The organism is Clostridioides sp. ES-S-0006-03 (assembly GCF_020662275.1).
Taxonomy (GTDB): Bacteria; Bacillota; Clostridia; order Peptostreptococcales; family Peptostreptococcaceae; genus Clostridioides.
In genome coordinates, this window is record NZ_JADGMM010000034.1 from 1 (window position 1) to 1,455 (window position 1,455).

General features: G+C 49.6%; 14 tRNA genes. All 14 read left to right on the forward strand.

What is annotated here, in order from left to right:
• The first annotated feature begins 41 nt into the window (after positions 1-41).
• Positions 42-126, forward strand: a tRNA-Tyr gene (locus IR151_RS19900).
• Between the two features lie 14 nt (positions 127-140).
• Positions 141-214: transfer RNA gene (locus IR151_RS19905), tRNA-Gly, on the forward strand.
• 8 nt (positions 215-222) lie between these two features.
• Positions 223-299: transfer RNA gene (locus IR151_RS19910), tRNA-Arg, on the forward strand.
• A gap of 9 nt (positions 300-308) precedes the next feature.
• Positions 309-384 (forward strand) — tRNA-Gln (locus IR151_RS19915).
• Positions 385-395: 11 nt separating this feature from the next.
• Positions 396-471 (forward strand) — tRNA-Lys (locus IR151_RS19920).
• A gap of 2 nt (positions 472-473) precedes the next feature.
• Positions 474-562, forward strand: a tRNA-Ser gene (locus IR151_RS19925).
• A 23-nt stretch (positions 563-585) separates the two neighbouring features.
• Positions 586-676: transfer RNA gene (locus IR151_RS19930), tRNA-Ser, on the forward strand.
• Positions 677-686: 10 nt separating this feature from the next.
• Positions 687-763 (forward strand) — tRNA-Pro (locus tag IR151_RS19935).
• A 4-nt stretch (positions 764-767) separates the two neighbouring features.
• Positions 768-841, forward strand: a tRNA-Ile gene (locus tag IR151_RS19940).
• 11 nt (positions 842-852) lie between these two features.
• Positions 853-928: transfer RNA gene (locus tag IR151_RS19945), tRNA-Trp, on the forward strand.
• A gap of 60 nt (positions 929-988) precedes the next feature.
• Positions 989-1,065 (forward strand) — tRNA-Pro (locus IR151_RS19950).
• Between the two features lie 5 nt (positions 1,066-1,070).
• Positions 1,071-1,147, forward strand: a tRNA-Ile gene (locus IR151_RS19955).
• Positions 1,148-1,150: 3 nt separating this feature from the next.
• Positions 1,151-1,226, forward strand: a tRNA-Phe gene (locus IR151_RS19960).
• Between the two features lie 7 nt (positions 1,227-1,233).
• Positions 1,234-1,310: transfer RNA gene (locus IR151_RS19965), tRNA-Met, on the forward strand.
• Positions 1,311-1,455 lie beyond the last annotated feature (145 nt).

The window sequence follows — 1,455 nt, forward strand, 5'->3', positions numbered from 1 at the left end:
TAGGTTCGATTCCTATCACCAGCTCCATGTAAAATTAATACGGAGGATTTCCCGAGCGGCCAAAGGGGGCAGACTGTAAATCTGTTGTCATCGACTTCGGTGGTTCGAATCCACCATCCTCCACCAATTAAATTAAATATGCGGGTGTAGCTCAATGGTAGAGTTCTGGCCTTCCAAGCCAGCTGTGAGGGTTCGATCCCCTTCACCCGCTCCAAAAAGCGTGGGTGCATAGCTCAGCTGGATAGAGCAACGCCCTTCTAAGGCGTGTGTCCGGGGTTCGAATCCCTGTGCGCTCACCACATATATATTGGGGATTAGCCAAGTCGGTAAGGCACATGACTTTGACTCATGTATGCGTAGGTTCGAGTCCTGCATCCCCAGCCAAATAAAAACATGGTCTATTAGCTCAGTCGGTAGAGCACCTGACTTTTAATCAGGGTGTCCCGCGTTCGAGTCGCGGATAGATCACCAATGGAGAGGTGTCCGAGTGGTTTAAGGAGCTGGTCTTGAAAACCAGTGACTTCGAAAGGGGCCGTGGGTTCGAATCCCACCCTCTCCGCCAAACTAAATAATAGGACTAAATTTGGAGAAGTACTCAAGTGGCTCAAGAGGATCCCCTGCTAAGGGATTAGGCTGGGTAACCGGTGCGAGGGTTCGAATCCCTCCTTCTCCGCCATTTAAAAAAACGAGGTGTAGCGCAGTTTGGTAGCGCACATGGTTTGGGACCATGGGGCCGGGGGTTCGAGTCCCTTCACCTCGACCAACCAGGACCTTTAGCTCAGTTGGTTAGAGCGCCCGGCTCATAACCGGTAGGTCTGGGGTTCGAGTCCCTGAAGGTCCATTATTCTTCATAGGGGTGTAGCTCAGTTGGTAGAGCGTCGGTCTCCAAAACCGTGCGCCGGGGGTTCGAGTCCCTCCACCCCTGCCAAATAAAAAGGACTTGAAAAAAAATGAGTTTTAGAGTAATATAAGATAGTAAATAATATTTCGAGGTGTAGCGCAGTTTGGTAGCGCACATGGTTTGGGACCATGGGGCCGGGGGTTCGAGTCCCTTCACCTCGACCAAGTAAGGGCCTATAGCTCAGGTGGTTAGAGCGCACGCCTGATAAGCGTGAGGTCGCTGGTTCGAGTCCAGCTAGGCCCACCATTTGCCCAGATAGCTCAGTCGGTAGAGCAGGGGACTGAAAATCCCCGTGTCGGTGGTTCGATTCCGCCTCTGGGCACCAGAAATACGGCGGTATAGCTTAGTTGGCTAGAGCGTTCGGTTCATACCCGAAAGGTCATAGGTTCGACTCCTATTACCGCTACCATCTAACTATATCAATAAAGAACTTTGAAAATTAAACAGTAGGTTAATTTATAAAACAAGAAACAAACCATAAAGCCAGATATTTAGATAACAATAGTATCTGAGCCTGATAAACTTTTATTTGAGAGTTTGATCCTGGCTCAGGA